This window comes from Arenibacterium sp. CAU 1754, assembly GCF_054482635.1.
Genome location: NZ_JBTLRG010000004.1, coordinates 368,293 through 386,748, shown reverse-complemented (window position 1 = coordinate 386,748; position 18,456 = coordinate 368,293). Strand labels below are relative to the sequence as shown.

Here is an 18,456-nt window from a genome sequence, read left to right as displayed (position 1 = left end):
ATATCTGGTCCACAGCCTAGCCGCGCAATCCGGGGCCGCAAGGGGGATCAGACCGAAAGGTCCTGCAGATCCCACACGGCCGTCAGCGACCGTTCGCCGATCCGCACCAGCCGGAACAGGGTCGCCCCCAGCGCAACAGGGTCCCCCGCATCGATGGTCCGGGTCACATCGCCCGCAACCTGGGCCAGCGCGGTCATCCCGATCTGTTCGGAAATGGCGATCAGGGACCGCGCGCTTTTTCGCAGTTCGTCCAGATTGCGATCGCGCCACAAGCGTTCGCAATGGGCCAGTCGCACGGCCAGTTCCTCGATCGCGCGACACACGACATCCTCGGCCCCCGCATCGCCCAACTGGCGGTACAGACCGCCCACCCGGTCAGGATCCAACCGTACGGTTTCGAGTTGAATCAAGTCGTAAATTTCAGCCACCACAGTCACCCCTGTTGATATCATGCCCCCAACGCGGGGACACCATGATGTCACTCCGGTTTGCAAAAGGTTGAGCCGGGGTACTTTAATCACTTAAATTTTGTGAGAATCCGGGTTATCTGAGCGCGAACAACCCTAAACAGCGTGGAGCACAAAGTGAAATTTGCCAAACCTCTGCCCTCCTACCTAGTTCAGCGGTATCACGGCTGGAAAGCGACGACCTATGAGGAAAACAAGGTATGGTACCGCCGCCTTGCGTCCGAGGGTCAGCATCCGCGCGCCATGGTGATTTCCTGCTGTGACAGCCGGGTGCATGTGACGTCGATCTTTGGCGCGGATCAGGGCGAATTCTTCATCCACCGCAACATCGCGAACCTTGTTCCGCCGTACGAGCCGGACGGCGACCATCACGGCACCAGCGCCGCGGTGGAATACGCGGTCACTGTTCTGAAAGTGGCGCATCTGATCGTGCTGGGCCATTCCCAATGCGGCGGCGTGCAGGGCTGCATGGACATGTGCAAAGGCCACGCCCCTGAACTTGAGGTCAAGGAGAGCTTTGTTGGACGCTGGATGGATATCCTGCGGCCGAAATATGAGCTCGTCTCTGACATTAAGGATACCGGCGAACAAATCCGCGCTCTGGAGCATCAAGCCGTGGTTGCGTCGCTGGAAAACCTGATGACCTTTCCGTTCATCAAATCCGCCGTCGAAGATGGCTCGCTCAGCGTGCATGGATTGTGGACCGAAATCGGCGAAGGCGGTCTGGAATCTTACGACCCGAAAACCCAGAAATTCAAGCGCGTTTAGGGTTAGCGGAGTTCCTTGCCCTCAGGCCATGACAGGGTCTGTTTCAACTCGATTGTGCGGGTTTCTCCCGGTTTCAGGGTCATGTCCCACGCCAGGATTCCGCGGCGGTCCTCGTAATTCGTGAACTTGGGCGCGGGGTCGGCGCTCCAGGTGATTTCCAGATCTTCCTGATTGGAATAGGGCACCCTGTCCAACACGGTGACTGGCCAGGTGTCGTTGCCAAGGTTGCTCACGTCGATCCGAACAAGCTGGCTCCGTTCGTTCGATTTGCTGATGATCCCGCGGCCGCCTTCGTTCTGGTTCAGAACCGTGCGTTTCAGACGAAGCCCGTTGATCGGACCAAACGGAATGTCGGCCTCGTCCCCGGCGGGGATGCCGCCGAAATCGTCAAGGTTTCCGACAAAAACACCATCCACGTAAAGCGTTGCGATATACGCGGGCAAAATCAGTTCCTGGCTGGTGTTTTTCACATGCGCCATGACGAACGCGGTGTCATCCCGACTCGGAACGGCGCGGGCGGCGACGTCGGCGGCCATGGTCAGTTCGTCCAGCCTGAGACGCACCGCATCGGCATCCGTGGTGATCGTGACGGGATTTGGATACTCATAAACAACCGCATACCCATCAAGGTTCACGCGCGCACTTGCCTCTTCAACAACGACGGGGGTCTCCATAATGGGTTCAGCAAGCGAGCCGTAGTTTCCGGGTGGAAGTGGGTCCACGATCCGGCGCCGTTCCGAATAAATCCGGGACGGTTGGATCTGGTTTGCAGGACGCACCGTCGAGAGGGTCAAATTCACGTCGGTCCAGTTTTCGCCGGTCTCTTGCCGAACGAACGCGCCCCGCTCCATCGCCAGGGATGCGGTTTCACCGCGCGTCAGATGCAGGTCATAGACCGGTTGCCATTGCGCCTCGTAGGTCAAATAGGTGACGGTAACGGTGCCGTCCGTGGCGGCGTCGGCCTCGACCTCCACGGCGATCATCGCACGTTCGTCGCTTTCCGGGGTCAGAGCGGTCAGGGCCTGCCTGGCGGCGTCCAGATCGTCGTTCAGATCTTTCAGGTCCCGCTCAATACGTTTTGCCGACACTTCGCCGTTATGGGCGGTCTGGCTGGCGGCAAGGGCCTCTTCGCCGACCAGCTGTGACAGGGCGCGCAGGGTGCTCAGGTCGGCATCGGCCATGCCTTCGCTTTTGCCCAAATCCCCCAGAAACCGTTTGCTTGTTTTCGCGGCCTCGCCAGCCAGACGTGCCTGTGCGGCCCGATCCTGGACCGACTGGATTTGCCGCTCGATCTGTTCAACGCGGTTCTCGGCGGCCTGAACCTCGGGGGATTTGTCGGCATCGCGGGGCGGGACAAAGTCACTGCGCAATGTGATGGGGCCCGCGCGGACCCCTTCGACGGTGACCCGGACCAGACTCAGGTCGGTGGTGGCCGGGATGTCATAAAGGATGAGATCGTGTTTGCCTTGCGGGACGCTGAAGGGCGCGCGCCGGATGATCGTCGCCCCTTGTGTATAGACCGTCACATGCGTCACCGGGCTTGCCACGGGAATCGTGTCTGCCCAAACAGCCACGGGAAAAACCGAAATCAGAAAAGCAATAAATCGCATGAAAACACCACAGTTTGACTTTGGTGAACGATGCGTGACGGGCCGGGATAAAGCAAGGGGCGCCCCCCAGGACGCCCCTGACCGGTGGTGTGTTGAGCACCGGGGAGAACCATAATCGGCAGGCCCGATCTGGGGCAAAACCGGGGTCATGAACGGCGGTGCGAGACGGCGCGCCGGACCCTGTGAAATCCTGGGGGTCGGTATCCGCGCGCAGCCGTGGCCACAAGGACCAACAGGCTGGCGCGGATGTTTAAGAACCTTTCGATCCCCGAAAACATGTAACTCTGTACCTGAGCGCAGGAAACAAACCCTACGCTTGGTGCATGGATACGGGGTTCCGGGAATGGTCTGCAGGTGAAAAGCTGCGGTTTTTTCCCCCTCGTCCGGTGCGCGAGGGGGAAGGGGCTGTCTTCAGCCTTTTTTCAGGATGCGCTGGCCCAGCACTTCGGCGATCTGCACCGCGTTCAGGGCGGCACCCTTGCGCAGGTTGTCGCTGACGCACCACAGGTTCAGACCGTTGTCGATCGTGCTGTCCTGACGGATGCGGCTGATAAAGGTCGCGTAATCGCCGACGCATTCGACCGGCGTGACGTAACCGCCATCTTCGCGTTTATCGATGACCATGACGCCCGGCGCCTCGCGCAGGATGTCGCGGGCCTCGTCCTCGTCCAGGTGATCCTCGAATTCGATGTTCACCGCCTCGGAGTGGCCGACGAACACCGGCACGCGCACGCAGGTTGCCGTGACCTTGATCGACGGATCGACGATCTTCTTGGTTTCGGCGACCATCTTCCATTCTTCCTTGGTCGACCCGTCTTCCATGAAGACGTCGATGTGGGGAATGACGTTGAACGCGATCTGCTTGGTGAATTGTTTGGCCGGCTTGTCGTCGGTGGGGTTATAGATCGACTTGGTCTGATCCCACAGCTCGTCAATGCCGCCTTTGCCTGCGCCCGACACCGACTGATAGGTGCTGACGACAACCCGCTTGATCCGCGCACGGTCATGCAGCGGTTTCAGCGCGACAACCATCTGCGCGGTCGAGCAGTTGGGGTTGGCGATGATGTTCTTCTTGGAATAGCCCTCGATCGCATCGGCATTCACCTCGGGCACGATCAGCGGCACGTCAGGGTCATAACGATAGAGCGAGCTGTTATCGATCACGACACAGCCAGCCTTGGCCGCCTTGGGCGCATAGATCTTGGTCGCTTCGGAGCCGACGGCAAACAGTGCCATGTCCCAGCCGGTGAAATCGAACGTGTCCAGATCCTTTGTCGTGAGTGTCTTGTCGCCAAACGAAACTTCGGTGCCCAGCGATTTGCGGCTCGCCAGAACGGCGATCTCGTCAACCGGGAACTGGCGCTCGGCCAGGATGTTCAGCATTTCGCGGCCCACATTGCCTGTGGCGCCGACAACTACGACGCGGTAACCCATTTTCTTTCTCCAGATATGCGCCGGGATGGTGACCGGCTGCGGTCTCATATCCGCAAAGCCGCGGAGGGGAAAGGGGGCAGGTCAGTCCATGCTGTCGCGGCTGAACAGATAGATTGCCAGACCCAATGCCAGCGATACGGCGAAAAAGCCGAATATCGCCGTGTAGGGCGCGGTCACGTTTGCGCCCGCCGATCCGGAAATTTGTTCGTGGATGCGGCCCGACACGAATTGCATCACCCCGACGCCGCCGATCCCGAACAGGTTCATCAGGGTGACGCCACGCCCCAGCAGATGAGGCGGGAAAAAGCTGCGCCCATGGGCGATCATCACCGGAAAGGAACTGGCGAAAAAGCCGACGATGGCGATCAGTGCAACGGTCAGAACCACGTTCCGGTCGATCAGAAGGATCAGGGCGGTCAGCCCCAGTGCGGCGCCCAGATTGCCGGCAAAGACCACCCATTTGCGGGTTCTGAATATCCGATCCATCGGGCCATAGGCCAGCGTGCCCGCGATCATCGCCGCGCCCATGATCAGGGTGGCGGTGCCGACCTGGACGGTGCTTTGATCGAACACATCCGACAGATACGGCCCGATCCAAAGCCCCCGCACCGCGCCCGAGGGGGCATAGTTGACGAACATCAGCGGCAGGATCGTCCACATCACCGGCAGTTTCAGCAGATCGAAAAGCGAGCCCTTTGCGCCCCCGTCTGTCGGGGCCGGGTCGCGGACGGCAAAGAACAGCCCCACGGCAACCAGCAGCGACAGGCCCGACAGGCCAAACAGCGCCCCGCGCCAGCCGATCAGTTCATTGGCCAGCGCCATCGGATAGGATGCCACGAGGTTCCCGGCGGATCCGACACCCAGCATCAGCGCGGCCAGCGTGGCAAAACGGGCGGGCGGGTATTCGCGCGCGAAGATGTAATAAGACGCCATCAGCACGGGGGAGCAGCCGATCCCGATCAGCAGCATGGCGATGTTGATCTGCATGGGTGTGACCGCCAGGCCGAACAGGGCGGCGCCTCCGCCCCCGCCCAGCAGCAACAGAACCGCCGAGGTGCGGCGCGGCCCGATCCGGTCGAGCGCCCAGCCGACCGGAAGCTGCATCAGCGCAAAGGACAGGAACCACAGGCCCGACGCCAGCGCCAAATCCTCGGGGCCCGCCCCGATATCCTGTTTCAGCGGGGTGCTGAGAACGGCCAGAAAAGCGCGAAAGAACTGGCTGAGCACATAGGCCAGGCACAGCAGGATCAACCCGGCATGCATCATGAATTCCTTTTCATTTTCCGATGGGTGGCACGGGGCGCTGCACAAGGCAAGTATCCGGGCAAAGGTTCTGATCGCATCGCCCCGGATCCGGTGCTAGCGTGAGACATGGATCACCGAACCGACACCACCGGATTTTATGACGATCTGCCCAGGCAGTCCTCGTTCGACGCGCTGAGCGATCCGGACAACTATGTGCCCCTGCCAGACGACTGGGTGATCGGGACGGCGGATATCGTCGGATCCACGCAGGCCATTGCCCAAGGGCGGTATAAGACCGTGAACATGGTGGGCGCCGCGGTGATTTCGGCGCAGATCAACGGCAGCGGCGGGCGCGCCTTTCCCTATGTGTTCGGCGGCGACGGCGCGGCCTTTGCCTGCCCGCCGGACCGGGCCGCGGGCGCGGCCGATGCGCTGGCCGTCGTCAGGCGCTGGGCGAACGACGAATTCGACCTGAGCCTGCGCGTGGCGCAGGTGCCTGTTTCGGCCATCCGCGCCGCCGGTCTGGATGTGACGGTGGCGCGTTACGCGGCCTCGAACGACGTGGATTACGCGATGTTTGCCGGGGGCGGTGTGTCCTGGGCCGAGGCGCGGATGAAGGCGGGCGATTTCACCCTTCCCCCGGCCCCTCCGGGCACCCGGCCCGACCTGACCGGGCTGTCATGCCGGTGGTCCCATATCAAGGCCCAGCACGGGACTATCTTGTCGTTGGTGATCGCCCCAAGCGACGATGTGCCGGGCCCGGAATTTTCCAAACTTGCCGAAACCGTTCTGGGCATCGCCCAGCGGCTGGAGCGGGCAGGGCATCCCGTCCCTCTCAACGGGGCTGACGTGCGCTGGCCCCCCACCGGTGTCGATCTCGAGGCGAAGGCCTCGCACGGGGACGTGCCGGTGAAAAAGCGCAAGCGGCAATTGTTTCTGGAAACCCTGTTTGCCTGGGTGATCCTGCGCAGCGGTATCCCGCTGGGCAAGTTTCGCCCTCGCCATTACAAACGACAGGTGACGCGCAATGCCGATTATCGCAAGTTCGACGACGGTCTGAAAATGACGCTGGATTGCGACGGTGACACGGTGGCGCGTCTGCGCGAAGTTCTGGACAGGGCACAGAGCGACGGGATCATCAGATACGGCATGTTTCAGCAGGACGAGGCGATGATGACCTGCATCGTGCCCTCGGTCATGCAGGACGATCACGTGCATTTCATTGACGGCGCCGCGGGTGGCTATGCCCAGGCTGCGGCGCAGATCAAGGGTTAGGACATCCAGCGTTTGGCCAGGGTCCGCGCCCCGGCGGCCAGCAGCAGCACATCCGCCCCCACGGCCAGGAACTGAGCACCCGCATCCAGATAGCGTTGCGTCGCCTCTTCGACGGTGCCCAGGATGCCCGGGGCCTTGCCTGCGGCCCGGATACGGGCCAGCGCGTCGTTGATGGCCGCGACCACCTCGGGCGCGTCGGCATTACCCTGGAACCCCATGTCGGTGGACAGGTCCGCCGGGCCGATGAACACGCCATCCACACCATCGACCGCCAGAATGTCGTTCAGCGCCGCCAGACCCGCCGCGCTTTCGACCTGCACCAGCAGGCAGATTTGCGCGTCTGCTGTCGGCACATAATCGGGAATACCGGCAAAGCGCGAGGCACGTGCAACCGCCGCGCCAACCCCGCGTGTGCCATGGGGCGGATAGGTGCAGGCGCGCACCAGGTCACGGGCCTGATCGCCGCTGTCGACCATCGGCACCAGCACCGTCTGTGCCCCGGCGTCCAGCACCTGCTTGATCACCCATGTTTCGCCAATCGGCACCCGCACCACCGGGTGCGAGGGGCTGGACTCCAGCGCCATTAGCTGATCACGGATCGACCGGATGTCATTGGGCCCGTGTTCGCCATCGATCACCAGCCAGTCGAACCCGGCGGTGCCGACGAGTTCGGCGGTGCAGGCCTCTCCCAGGCTGAGCCAGCAGCCAATCAGGGTTTCGCCCGCCTTGAGGCGGGTTTTGAACGTGTTCTCGGGTGCTGGCATTGGGAATCCTTTAGTCGAATGAAATCTGGACCGACCCGAACGGGCCGAAATCGGCGTCGAAGGTCGCCCCGTGCGGCGCCTCGATCGGTCGGATGAACGAGCCGGACAGGATGATATCGCCGGCCTCGATGGTCTGGCCGTATTCGGCCATGCGCCGGGCCAGCCACAGGACCGAGGTCACCGGATCGTTCAGGACGCCAGCGCCAAGGCCGGTTTCCTCGACCGTACCATCGCGCGTCACGATGGCCCCGACCCAGCGCAGGTCATGGGCGTTGGGGGCATGTTTCCGGTCCCCCAGAACGACGCCTGCATTGGCCGCATTGTCCGAAATAGTGTCTGTTATGATCCGCGCCTTGCCTGTTTCCGGATCGGCGCGCAGGATGCGGGTATCGAGAATTTCAAGCGACGGCACCACATGGTCGGTCGCGGCGATCACATCGTCGCGGCTGCAACTTGCCCCGGCAAGGGGCGCTTTCATGACAAAGGCGATCTCGGCCTCGATCCGGGGCTGGATGAACCGGTCGCGCGGGATCGAACCGCCGTTTTCAAATAGCATATCGTCCAGCAAGACGCCGCTGTCGGGCGTGTCGATCCCAAGCGCGTCCCGCATGGCGCGGCTGGTGAGCCCGATTTTCCAGCCGATCTTTGTGTGCCCGGCGTCGATCTTGGCGGCGACAAGCGCCTTTTGCACCGCATAGGCGTCATGGATGGTCATGCCCGGATATCGCAGGGACAAAAGGCCGGTCTGCCGGTTCAAAAGCTCGGCGGCGAACAGGGCCTCGGCGGCCTCTTTGATCTGCGATGGTGTCATGTTTCGTTCCGGACGGAGTTGCGCAAAATACCGATGCCTTCGGCCTCGACCTCGATCACGTCGCCGGGTTTCAGGAATTGCGGCGGATCGAGCCGCGCGCCTGCCCCCGTTGGCGTGCCCGTGACGATGATGTCACCCGGAACAAGGGTGGTAAAGGTCGAGATATAGGCGATCTGGCGCGCCACCGGGAAAAGCATGCGCCCGGTGCGATCATCCTGCCGGGTTTCCCCGTTCACGCGGGTCTGCAGGCGGATATCGGTGATCTGTGCAGGGTGGGTATAGGGCACAAGCCAGGGCCCCATCGCGCCCGACTGGTCAAAGTTCTTGCCTTGCGTGACGTTGAATTTCGCATGCCGCACCCAGTCGCGCAGCGTGCCTTCGTTGCACAGGGTCAGCGCAGCGATATGGGACAGCGCCTGATCCTCGGGGATGTGGCGGCCACCCTTGCCGATCACGATGGCGACCTCGCCTTCGTAATCCAGCTGCTCCGAGGCTTTTGGCCTTATCAGAGCCTGATCATGGCCCGTGAAGGACCGCGCAAAGCGCACGAACAGCGACATGTTGGGCGGGGCATCCTGGCCGTCCTTGTACTCTTCGTTGCGGGCCGGGAAATTGACGCCGACGCAGATGATCTTTTCCGGGGCCGGAATGGGAATGGCGTAGGTATATGTTCCATCGGGATGGGTGACATCGCGACCGGTCGCGGCAATCGCCAGTTCGTGCAAGGCATCGGCCTCGATCACCTCGCGCAGGGAGGGCCAGTGCGGAAAATCGGGCGACAGGGCGATCATGCCGTCGTCGGTCACGGCCCCGTAAAACGTCTCACCTTCGGCAGTGTAGGTGGCAAAGCGGCTCATGTCAGGGTTCCTGATATTTCGGTGATGACGTCAAAGGCCATCATCACATCTTCTTCGGTGGTTTCGAACTGGCCCGCCTGAAAGCGGATCACCAGATCGCCGTCCACGCGGGTCTGGGTCAGGTAAATGCGCCCATCGTCATTGATCGCGTTGATCAGGGTCTGATTCAGCGCGTCCAGATCGGCGGCTCCGTCGGGCGCATAGCGGAAGGTGAACAGCGACCACATGGGACGGGTGACGATCTGGAAATCGGGCTGCTCGGCCAGCCGGTCATGCAGTTCCTGCGACCATTTCACGTGGTTGCGCAGGCGCGTGCGCAGCCCTTCCAGCCCATAGGCGCGCAGCACGAACCAGATTTTCAGTGCCCGGAACCGGCGGCCCAGAGGTACGGACCACTCGGAATAATTGATGATCCCGTCCGCGCCATGGGTTTTCAGGTATTCGGGCTGAATGGCCAGCGTGCGCACCAGATCGTCCGGATCGCGCAGGAAATGGGCAGAACAATCGAATTGCACGCCCAGCCATTTGTGCGGGTTGAACACGATGCTGTCGGCGCGCTCGATCCCTGGCCAGTAGGCGCGGAATTCCGGGCAGATCATGGCCGAACCGGACCAGGCCGCATCGACATGGGTGTAAAGCCCGTATTTTTCGGCCACATCCATACACTCGGCGATCGGGTCGGTCGCCCCCGTGCCGGTGCCGCCGACACACAGGATGATGCCCGCCGGGGTCAGGCCGGCGTCGATGTCGGCCTGGATCGCGGCGTCCAGTGCAGCGGGGTCCATGCCGCGCCAATCGCCTTTGATCGGCACGCGCACCAGGTTGTCCTGCCCGATGCCCGACACCCAGATGGCCCTGTCGATCGAGGTGTGGACCTCGGATGAAGAATAGACCCTGAGTTGGGGGTTTGCGGCCAGTCCGGCGGTGTTGCCGGTCCAGTTCAGCGCTTTTTCCCGCATGGTCAGCACTGCGGCCAGCGTGGCCGACGAGGCGCTGTCCTGAATGACGCCCTGAAACGGATCGGGCAGGTCGAGCGACTGGCGCAGCCAGTCCATCATGCGCGTTTCCATCTCGGTCGCGGCGGGCGATGTCTGCCAGAGCATGCATTGCGGTGCGATGGCGGCGGTCAGGAATTCGGCCAGAACCGAAGCAGGGGCGGCGTTGGAGTTGAAATAGGCAAAGAACCGGGGGTGTTGCCAATGGGTGATCCCCGGCATGACGATGGTTTCGAAATCGGAAAATACCTGTTCCATATTCTCGCCCGATTCAGGCGGAGACGCGGGCAGGGCGTTCAGAATGTCACCCGGTTTGGTCTGGGCGCGCACGGGGCGGTCGCCGACCGTCTTGTGATAGTCCTGCGCCCAGTCGGCCACGCGGCGGCCCCATGCGCCGAAGTCATCCCATTTCATGTCATTCTCCTTACGGCGCGATGATCGGTTGGGCCGTCAGTTGGGATGCAACAGGCTCTGTTCCGGCGAAAAGCGATCCTTCCTCGAACCAGCTGCGCGGAGCCGGCGCGCCCCACAGGGTCTGGCGTTGCGGATCGGTCAGGTCCCAGCGGATCGGTTCAAGATCGGGATCGACGGTCTGATAATCCGAGCAGTAAATTTCGATCCGGTGGCCGTCGGGGTCGCGGACATAGAGGAAAAAGGCGTTGGAAATGCCGTGCCGTCCGGGGCCCCGTTCGATATTGGCGACATAGCCGGTGGTGGACATCAGGTCGAGCAGGTCGATGATGTTGAGCGGGGTCGGCACCCAAAAGGCGGTGTGATGCAGGCGCGGCCCCAGGCCGTTGGTAAAGGCCACGTCATGCACGCCGCCCTTGCGGTGCATCCACGCGGCCCAGACCTTACCGCTTTCGTCATCTTCGGTGTATTCGGTGACGCGGAACCCGATGTCGTTGTAAAAGGCAACCGAGGCATCCACATCGCTGCTGAACATGTTGAAATGATCGATACGCAGGGGTTTCACGCCTTTATAGAGCCTGTATTGCTGGTGGATCGTCGGCAGGCGATCCATCTTGACGTAGAATTCGAGCGGAATGCCCCAGGGGTCACGTGTGCGCAGGGTGCGGCCCATGTGGGGGCGGTCGACCCATTCGGTCGGCAGGCCGCGGGCCTTGAAGAACGCCTCGGCCTTGTCGAGATCAGGGTCGTCAAACAGTTTGAAGCCCAGAATGCCCACCTCGGCCCTGTCCGATTTCACCAGGGCAATGCAATGATGGCCGCGTTCTTCCATCGCGCGCAGGTAGATGCGGCTGTCATCCTCATGCGTGACCTGAAGCCCGAGCGTGTCGACATAGAACGCCCGGCTGGCGGCCAGATCGCTCACGCCGTATTCCACGTGGCTGAGGCGCAGGATGTTGAAGGGCGGATAGAGGTTTGGGGCAGGTACGGGCATGGTCCAGGTCTTTCACGGCAATCGTTTCGACAATGTGCGCGTTCCGCGCGCGGGTCTTGGTTTTGTGATTGGGGGCTGTCTGCCCCCAAACCCCCGAGAGTTTATTCGGCAAGATGAAGCATCATGCGCCGAGACGGGGGATCTTGTGGTGTCCGGTGGCAAAACCGATGTGTTTCGTCTCCATATAGAAATCGAAGGACCAGTCGCCGCCGTCACGGCCGATGCCGGATGCCTTGACCCCGCCGAAGGGGGTGGGCAGGTGGCGGACGTTTTCGGAATTCACCCAGATCATACCGGCCTCGAGCCCGTTGGTGAAGCGCATGGCGCGGGTGAGGTCGTTGGTCCAGACATATCCGGTGAGACCATAGGGCGTGTCATTGGCCATGGACAGAGCCTGATCTTCGTCCGTGAAGGTCATGGCAGTCAGGACGGGGCCGAAGATTTCCTCTTGCGCGATGGTCATGTCGTTGGTCGCGTTGGTGAACAGGGTCGGGGCGACGAACCAGCCCTGATCGCCCACGCGGGTGCCGCCGGCGGCGATGGTGGCGCCGTCCTTGCGGGCGGTGTCGAAATACCCGGTGACCTTGTCGAAATGGGTCTTGTGGATCAGGGGGCCGACCTCGGTTTCCGGAGCGAGCGGGTGGCCGACCCTGATGCGGGTGACCCGGTCGGCAAGTTTGGTCAGAAAATCTTCGGCGATGCTGTCCTGCACCAGAAGGCGCGAAGACGACGTGCAGCGTTCGCCGTTCAGCGAGTAGATCATGAAGATCGCCGCATCGAGCGCGCGGTCGAGATCGGCATCGTCGAACACCACCACGGGGTTCTTCCCGCCCAGTTCGAAATGCACGCGTTTCAGGGTATCTGCCCCCTGTTTCATGATCATCGAGCCGGTCTTGGATTCGCCGACAAAAGCGATGGCCTTGATGTCGGGGTGTTCGGTCAGGGCCTTTCCGGCCTCTTCCCCGAGACCGTTCACGAGGTTCCAGACCCCCGGAGGCAACCCGGCCTCTTCCGCGATTTCCACAAGGAGGCGCGCGGTGAGGGGCGAGAATTCGGCCGGTTTGTGCACTACGGTACAGCCCGCCGCCAGTGCGGGGGCGATTTTCCAGGTGCTGAGCATGAAAGGCGTGTTCCAAGGGGTGATGATGCCGACCGGGCCGATGGGTGTGCGGGTGGTCACGTTCATCAGCGTGGAGGAGGGCAGCATTTGGCCATCGCGGGCCGCGGGCGCGCGGTCGGCAAAGAAGCGGAAGTTGGCGGCGCTGCGCAGAGCGGCCTTGGACATGAAGCGTAGGGCCTGCCCGGTATCCCAGCATTCGCAAAGCGCGATTTCCTCGGCGCGGCTTTCGATCAGGTCGGCAATGCGGTGCAGGATCTTCTTGCGTTCGACCGGGTCCATGTCGCGCCATGCGGGAAACGCTGCCTTGGCCGCTTTGGCCGCGGCGTCGATATCGGCGCTATCCCCGCGGGCGACGGTGCAGATATGGCTTTCGTCCACGGGCGAGGCATTGTCGAACGTCACCCCCGAGGCAGCAGCGCAGGGCGCGCCGTTGATGTGGTTCAGAACGCCGTCGCGGCGGAAACGGCCAAGATAGCCATCGAGTTTTTGAAGATTGCGGGAGAGGTCAGTCATGTGGGCCTTCTTGCAGGTGATCGCGGATTGTGCCGGTTTTCGGGGAAAGGTCTGGATCGATATCGCGCATTTCGAAGGACAGCGAGATGGAGTGCTGTGCCATGGCCGGGGCAAGAAATGCCTCTGCAGCATTAAAGATCAGTTTGGTTGCGGCCTTGCGCGTCGCCAGATCGCGCCCTCCACGCAGGCGCAGCGAGATGTCGATATAGCCATGGGTGTCGCGGCCATCGGCAATGGACACGTGATTGGCGCGATGGGCGCGTACGCGGATGCCCGCCAGCGGCAGCACACCGGTTTGAATGGCTGTACGGCGCAGCAGGTCGCAGAACGCGGGCATGTCGACGCGCTCATCCATGTTGGGTGAGTAATCCACGATGATATGCGGCACCCGATCCCCCCTTTTTCACTGGTCGAAGCGCTGAAATATTTAACTTGTGTAGCAAATAATGCTACAGTGTCAATATGCGGCTTCGGACAAGCATTGCACACAACCTGACGATCGGCAAAACTGTAGTATGACCAAGCCTTTGCCTTCCACATCCCGATCCCTGCCCATTGCCCTGCTGCGCGCGCGTGAGGCGGTGATGGGACCGATTCGGGCGATGCTGTCGGATGTTGGAATTACCGAACAGCAATGGCGGGTGTTGCGGGTGTTGCAGGAAACCGGCCCGATGGATCCGACCCGGATTTCGGAACAGGCCTGTCTGTTGTTGCCCAGCCTGACGCGCATTCTGCAAAAGCTGGATGAGAAAAAGCTGATCCGGCGCAAGCAGGACAAATCGGACCGGCGGCGACAGATCATCCAGATCACGCCCAGGGGCGCGGCGCTGATCGAGGCCAACCTGGCGACAAGCATGGCCCTTTTGGATGATGTGCGCGCGCAGATGGGCGAAGATCGCTATAACCTGCTTCTGGACCTGCTCAATGAGCTGAACAATCATGGTGGCGTGCCCGGCGATGGCCGGCATTCGGGCTGAACGGCGCCAGTTTGCCCAGCTTTGTGACCTGCGTTGCGGATGCCCGGTGAACGGGTAGACTGTGCAAAAGTCATAGCAGGCAGGCAGGTATCATGAACGGTTTTCGACGTATGTTTCTTATGGGGGTTGCGGCCTCGGCGCTGACGGCCTGCGCCGGGGGCGGTGGTGCCATCGGTTCAGGAGGCGCCGCACGGCCGGCCGCACCGGCCATGCGCGCCGTGCCCAATGCGCGGTTCGACGCCTGGGTGGCGGGGTTTCGTGCGCGGGCGGCGGCGCAGGGTATCTCCCAGGCGACACTGGCCAGGGGATTCCGCAACGTCGGATACCTGCCCGACGTGGTCGAACGTGACCGGAACCAGACGGAGTTTACCCGCACGCTTGAGGATTATCTGGCGATTGCAGCCTCGGACGAACGGATTTCCAAGGGCCGCGCGGCCCTGTCGCGCCACCGTGCGACCCTGAACGCGATCGAGGCGCGGTACGGCGTGCCGCCCGAGGTGGTCACGGCGGTCTGGGGATTGGAGAGCTTTTACGGGGAGCGGCGCGGAGACGTGCCGGTGATTTCGGCGGTTTCCACCTTGGCCTTTGACGGGCGGCGCGGCGCGTTTTTCGAAAAACAGCTGATCGCGGCACTGCGCATTCTGCAAAACGGGGATATCACCCCAGAGCGCATGACAGGCAGCTGGGCCGGGGCCATGGGGCACACGCAGTTCATTCCGACCTCGTATCAGGCATATGCGGTTGATTTCCGGGGGGACGGGCGGCGCGATATCTGGTCGGACGATCCGACCGATGCGCTTGCCTCGACGGCGGCCTATCTGGCGAAATCCGGCTGGCGCAAGGGGCAGCCCTGGGGCGTCGAGGTGAAATTGCCCGGCGGGTTCAACACCGGGCAGACCGGGCGCGGCACCAGCAAGAGCACCGCCGCCTGGGCGGCGCTGGGCGTGCGTGACATGAACGGGCGGGCGGTGCCCGATCACGGCGCGGCCTCGATCCTGATTCCGTCGGGCAAGTCCGGCCCGGCCTTCATGATCTTTCGCAATTTCACGGTGATCTCACGCTATAACAACGCGGAAAGCTATGTCATCGGGATCGGGCATCTGTCCGACCGGTTGCGGGGCGGGCCGCCCATTCGCGGGGCGTTTCCGCCCGATGCGCGGGGGATGACGATTGACGATCGAAAGGCCTTGCAGCGCCGGCTGACGGCCAAAGGGTTCGACACCCAGGGCAGTGATGGTGTGATCGGGCCCAATACCCAAAATGCAATCCGGTCCTATCAACGCTCGGTCGGGTTGCCCGTAACGGGCGAGCCGTCGCTGCAATTGCTCAAACGTCTGGAATAGGCCACTGTTACGGGCAGGGCTGGCGGGCGTATTTTTCCGCCCGCCCGTCTATTTTGCAGGGACGATTTTTATGGATGATTTCACAGGGTATGATGCGACCGCCCTTGCGGGGTTGGTTGCAGAGGGCGAAACAACCCCCGGTGAATTGCTGGACGCGGCCCTGGCGCAGGCCGAGCGGCTGAACCCCCAGTTGAATGCCGTGGTCGATATACGCGAGTCCACGGCGCGCGCGATGATCGATGCGGGGTTGCCCGATGGGCCGTTTCGCGGGGTTCCGTTCCTGCTCAAGGATTTGGGCGCCGAGGCGCGGGATTTTCCAACCTCCAATGGATCGCGGCTGACGACAGGAACGGTATGGTCCTATGACAGTGAACTGTATCTTCGCCTGAAAAAGGCTGGCCTCGTGACCTTCGGGCGCACGGCCTCGCCCGAATTTGGCGTCGGGCCGGTGACCGAGGCGCAGGTCTATGGCGGGCCAACCCGCAACCCGTGGAGCACGGCCCATACCTCGGGCGGGTCGTCTGGTGGGGCGGGGGCGGCGGTGGCCGCGGGGATCGTTCCGGTCGCACACGGATCGGACGGGGGCGGTTCGGTGCGCATTCCGGCGTCGTCCTGCGGGCTGGTCGGGTTCAAACCGACGCGCGCCCGCCTGCCGGATGGGCCGATGTCGGGCGAGGGCTGGGGCGGGATGGCGATTGACGGCTATCTGACCCGCAGCCTGCGTGACACGGCGGCGTTGCTGGATGCGACCGTCGGCCCGGACCTGGGCGCGCCGTATTTCTCGCCGCCGATGTCCGGCACCTTTGCCCAGGCGATGGCGCGCACGCCCGGGCGGCTGAAGGTCAAGGTTTGCACCAGCAGCTTGTCCGGCAAACAGATACATCCCGAGTGTGTTGCGGCTGTGACTGAAACCGCGCGGTTGCTGGACACGCTTGGCCATCACGTCGAGGAGTTCAGCCCCGACCCGGCCTTGGGTGTCGAGGCCATGATGCTGGCCTGGACGCGTATCGTGGCCTGCGGCACCGCCCTGTCGGTGCGCGAGATTCTGAAAGGCGCGCCATTGGACCCTAGACAGGTCGAGGGCGCCACGCGCGGCGCGCTGGCGCTGGCGGACACCCTGTCCGGGGCGGATTACCTTGCGGCCATCGAAGAGGTGCACGCCTTTGGCCGGCGCATGGCGCATGTGTTTCTGGACTGCGATGTCCTGATGACCCCGACGCTGGCCGCCCCCCCGGCCGAGGTTGGCCGGTTGAAACCCGACAACGAGGATTTCATCGACTATCGAACCGGACCCGGTGGCGTGTTCGACTATTCCCCTTATACGGCCGTGTTCAACGCCAGCGGCCAGCCCGCCGTGTCGCTACCCCTGCATTGGAGCGCCGATGGCCTGCCCGTGGGCGTGCATCTGGCGGCGGCCTTCGGCAATGATGAAATGCTGATGTCCCTGTCGGCGCAGATCGAACAGGCGGCCCCCTGGAAGGAAAAGCAGCTTGAACTGATCCGGGCGGGCGGCGTGATCAGCGGCTGAATGGTCCGGAACCGCCCACCGGGCGCGCCGCGCGACCATTGGGCCCATGCCTGCATCCATTGACCCTTGGGCAATCCCACGCTAGGCCCCGGACAAGCAATTTTTCGGGAGAATCCGCAATGTCCAACCCTTCCCTTCTGATCCTGCCCGGCGATGGCATCGGCCCCGAGGTCATGGCACAGGTCACCCGCATCATCGACTGGTATGGTGCCAAGCGCGGGCTAAAGTTCGACGTGTCCGAGGACCTGGTCGGCGGCTGCGCCTATGACGCGCACGGCACGCCCCTGACCGATGAAACGATGGCCAAGGCCCAGGAGGTCGATGCCGTTCTGCTGGGCGCCGTGGGCGGGCCGAAATACGACAATCTCGATTTCAGCGTGAAACCGGAACGCGGCCTGCTGCGCCTGCGCAAGGAAATGGACCTTTATTCCAACCTGCGCCCGGCCCAGTGCTTTGACGCGCTGGCCGATTTCTCGTCGTTGAAAAAGGACGTGGTCGCCGGGCTCGACATCATGATCGTGCGCGAACTGACCTCGGGCGTCTATTTCGGCGAACCGCGCGGCATCTTCAAGGAAGGCAACGAACGCGTCGGCATCAACACCCAGCGCTATACCGAAAGCGAAATCGCCCGCGTTGCGCGCAGCGCCTTTGAACTGGCCCGCCGCCGCAATAACAAGCTTTGCTCGATGGAGAAGGCCAACGTGATGGAAAGCGGTATCCTGTGGCGCGATGTCGTGACCGAGGTGCACCAGGCCGAATACCCCGATGTGGAACTCTCGCACATGTATGCCGACGCCGGCGCCATGCAGCTGACCCGCTGGCCCAAGCAGTTCGACGTGATCGTGACCGACAACCTGTTCGGCGACCTGCTGTCCGATCTGGCCGCGATGCTGACCGGCAGCTTGGGCATGCTGCCCTCGGCCAGCCTGGGCGCGCCGATGGCCAATGGCCGTCCCAAGGCGCTGTACGAGCCGGTCCACGGATCGGCCCCGGACATCGCCGGTCAGGGCAAGGCCAACCCGATCGCCTGTATCCTCAGCTTTGCCATGGCGCTGCGCTATTCCTTTGACAAAGGGGACGAGGCCGAGCGCCTGGAAAAAGCGGTCGAGCGGGTGCTGGCCGATGGCAAACGCACTGCCGACCTGCTGGGCGAAGAGGGCGTCACGCCGGTCTCGACCACGGAAATGGGCGACGCCATCCTGGCCGCCCTTGACGCCAGCCTGTAAATCGTCTGACAACACCCCTGACCATCTGAGCAGCCGCCGGGAAACCGGCGGCTTTTTTGGTTGGGAGAGGGGTGAAGGGGGCTTTGGGGGGGAGGTTTGCGGGTTGGGGTTATGGGAT

Annotated in this window: 17 protein-coding genes; 6 read left to right on the top strand and 11 right to left on the bottom strand. The window is 62.7% G+C overall.

What is annotated here, in order from left to right; translation table 11 throughout:
- Nucleotides 1-47 precede the first annotated feature (47 nt).
- On the bottom strand, nt 48-437 hold the full coding sequence (locus ACXYMO_RS16515; RefSeq protein ID WP_458879846.1) for a hypothetical protein: 390 nt from the start codon (nt 435-437) through the stop codon (nt 48-50).
- Nucleotides 438-584: 147 nt separating this feature from the next.
- Here ACXYMO_RS16515 and ACXYMO_RS16510 point away from each other — a divergent pair, with 147 nt between their 5' ends.
- Complete coding sequence (locus ACXYMO_RS16510; RefSeq protein ID WP_458879828.1) at nt 585-1,235, top strand: carbonic anhydrase; 651 nt, start codon at nt 585-587, stop codon at nt 1,233-1,235.
- Nucleotides 1,236-1,237: 2 nt separating this feature from the next.
- On the opposite strand, the gene ACXYMO_RS16505 is transcribed toward ACXYMO_RS16510, so the two are convergent.
- The 3 genes from ACXYMO_RS16505 to ACXYMO_RS16495 form a co-directional block, all read right to left on the bottom strand.
- Nucleotides 1,238-2,809, bottom strand: a complete 1,572-nt coding sequence (locus ACXYMO_RS16505; RefSeq protein WP_458879827.1) for a DUF4139 domain-containing protein — start codon at nt 2,807-2,809, stop codon at nt 1,238-1,240.
- A gap of 447 nt (nt 2,810-3,256) precedes the next feature.
- Nucleotides 3,257-4,279 (bottom strand): aspartate-semialdehyde dehydrogenase, encoded by a 1,023-nt coding sequence (locus tag ACXYMO_RS16500; protein ID WP_458879826.1) that lies wholly within the window; start codon nt 4,277-4,279, stop codon nt 3,257-3,259.
- A gap of 81 nt (nt 4,280-4,360) precedes the next feature.
- Nucleotides 4,361-5,542, bottom strand: coding sequence for an MFS transporter (locus ACXYMO_RS16495; protein WP_458879825.1), 1,182 nt, complete (start codon nt 5,540-5,542; stop codon nt 4,361-4,363).
- 108 nt (nt 5,543-5,650) lie between these two features.
- Between ACXYMO_RS16495 and ACXYMO_RS16490 the strand changes: the two genes are divergently transcribed.
- On the top strand, nt 5,651-6,799 hold the full coding sequence (locus ACXYMO_RS16490; protein ID WP_458879824.1) for a DUF3095 domain-containing protein: 1,149 nt from the start codon (nt 5,651-5,653) through the stop codon (nt 6,797-6,799).
- Here the strand turns inward: ACXYMO_RS16490 and ACXYMO_RS16485 are convergent.
- The 7 genes from ACXYMO_RS16485 to ACXYMO_RS16455 all read right to left on the bottom strand — a co-directional run bounded on the left by ACXYMO_RS16485 (nt 6,796) and on the right by ACXYMO_RS16455 (nt 13,652).
- Complete coding sequence (locus ACXYMO_RS16485) at nt 6,796-7,563, bottom strand: HpcH/HpaI aldolase family protein (RefSeq protein ID WP_458879823.1); 768 nt, start codon at nt 7,561-7,563, stop codon at nt 6,796-6,798. The genes ACXYMO_RS16490 and ACXYMO_RS16485 overlap by 4 nt on opposite strands.
- A gap of 10 nt (nt 7,564-7,573) precedes the next feature.
- The gene (gene hpaH / locus ACXYMO_RS16480) at nt 7,574-8,374 is read right to left on the bottom strand and encodes a 2-oxo-hept-4-ene-1,7-dioate hydratase (protein WP_458879822.1); all 801 of its coding nucleotides are present in this window, start codon (nt 8,372-8,374) and stop codon (nt 7,574-7,576) included.
- Nucleotides 8,371-9,231 (bottom strand): fumarylacetoacetate hydrolase family protein, encoded by an 861-nt coding sequence (locus tag ACXYMO_RS16475; protein WP_458879821.1) that lies wholly within the window; start codon nt 9,229-9,231, stop codon nt 8,371-8,373. Before ACXYMO_RS16475 ends, hpaH begins: the two co-directional genes overlap by 4 nt.
- Nucleotides 9,228-10,640 carry a pyridoxal phosphate-dependent decarboxylase family protein gene (locus ACXYMO_RS16470; RefSeq protein WP_458879820.1) on the bottom strand — a complete coding sequence of 471 codons (1,413 nt, stop codon included), beginning with the start codon at nt 10,638-10,640 and terminating at the stop codon, nt 9,228-9,230. Before ACXYMO_RS16470 ends, ACXYMO_RS16475 begins: the two co-directional genes overlap by 4 nt.
- Before the next feature lie 10 nt (nt 10,641-10,650).
- Complete coding sequence (gene hpaD / locus ACXYMO_RS16465; RefSeq protein ID WP_458879819.1) at nt 10,651-11,631, bottom strand: 3,4-dihydroxyphenylacetate 2,3-dioxygenase; 981 nt, start codon at nt 11,629-11,631, stop codon at nt 10,651-10,653.
- A 121-nt stretch (nt 11,632-11,752) separates the two neighbouring features.
- Nucleotides 11,753-13,264: a 5-carboxymethyl-2-hydroxymuconate semialdehyde dehydrogenase gene (gene hpaE, locus ACXYMO_RS16460; RefSeq protein ID WP_458879818.1), complete on the bottom strand. Its 1,512-nt coding sequence runs from the start codon at nt 13,262-13,264 to the stop codon at nt 11,753-11,755.
- Nucleotides 13,257-13,652, bottom strand: a complete 396-nt coding sequence (locus tag ACXYMO_RS16455) for a 5-carboxymethyl-2-hydroxymuconate Delta-isomerase (protein ID WP_458879817.1) — start codon at nt 13,650-13,652, stop codon at nt 13,257-13,259. Before ACXYMO_RS16455 ends, hpaE begins: the two co-directional genes overlap by 8 nt.
- Before the next feature lie 127 nt (nt 13,653-13,779).
- Here ACXYMO_RS16455 and hpaR point away from each other — a divergent pair, with 127 nt between their 5' ends.
- The 4 genes from hpaR (at nt 13,780) to leuB (ending at nt 18,338) form a co-directional block, all read left to right on the top strand.
- The gene (hpaR, locus tag ACXYMO_RS16450; RefSeq protein WP_458879816.1) at nt 13,780-14,241 is read left to right on the top strand and encodes a homoprotocatechuate degradation operon regulator HpaR; all 462 of its coding nucleotides are present in this window, start codon (nt 13,780-13,782) and stop codon (nt 14,239-14,241) included.
- 110 nt (nt 14,242-14,351) lie between these two features.
- Complete coding sequence (locus tag ACXYMO_RS16445; RefSeq protein ID WP_458879845.1) at nt 14,352-15,584, top strand: lytic murein transglycosylase; 1,233 nt, start codon at nt 14,352-14,354, stop codon at nt 15,582-15,584.
- A gap of 70 nt (nt 15,585-15,654) precedes the next feature.
- Complete coding sequence (locus tag ACXYMO_RS16440; protein ID WP_458879815.1) at nt 15,655-17,112, top strand: amidase; 1,458 nt, start codon at nt 15,655-15,657, stop codon at nt 17,110-17,112.
- Nucleotides 17,113-17,231: 119 nt separating this feature from the next.
- Entirely contained in the window at nt 17,232-18,338 is a 1,107-nt protein-coding gene (gene leuB / locus ACXYMO_RS16435) for a 3-isopropylmalate dehydrogenase (RefSeq protein WP_458879814.1), read from the top strand.
- Nucleotides 18,339-18,456: the final 118 nt, after the last annotated feature.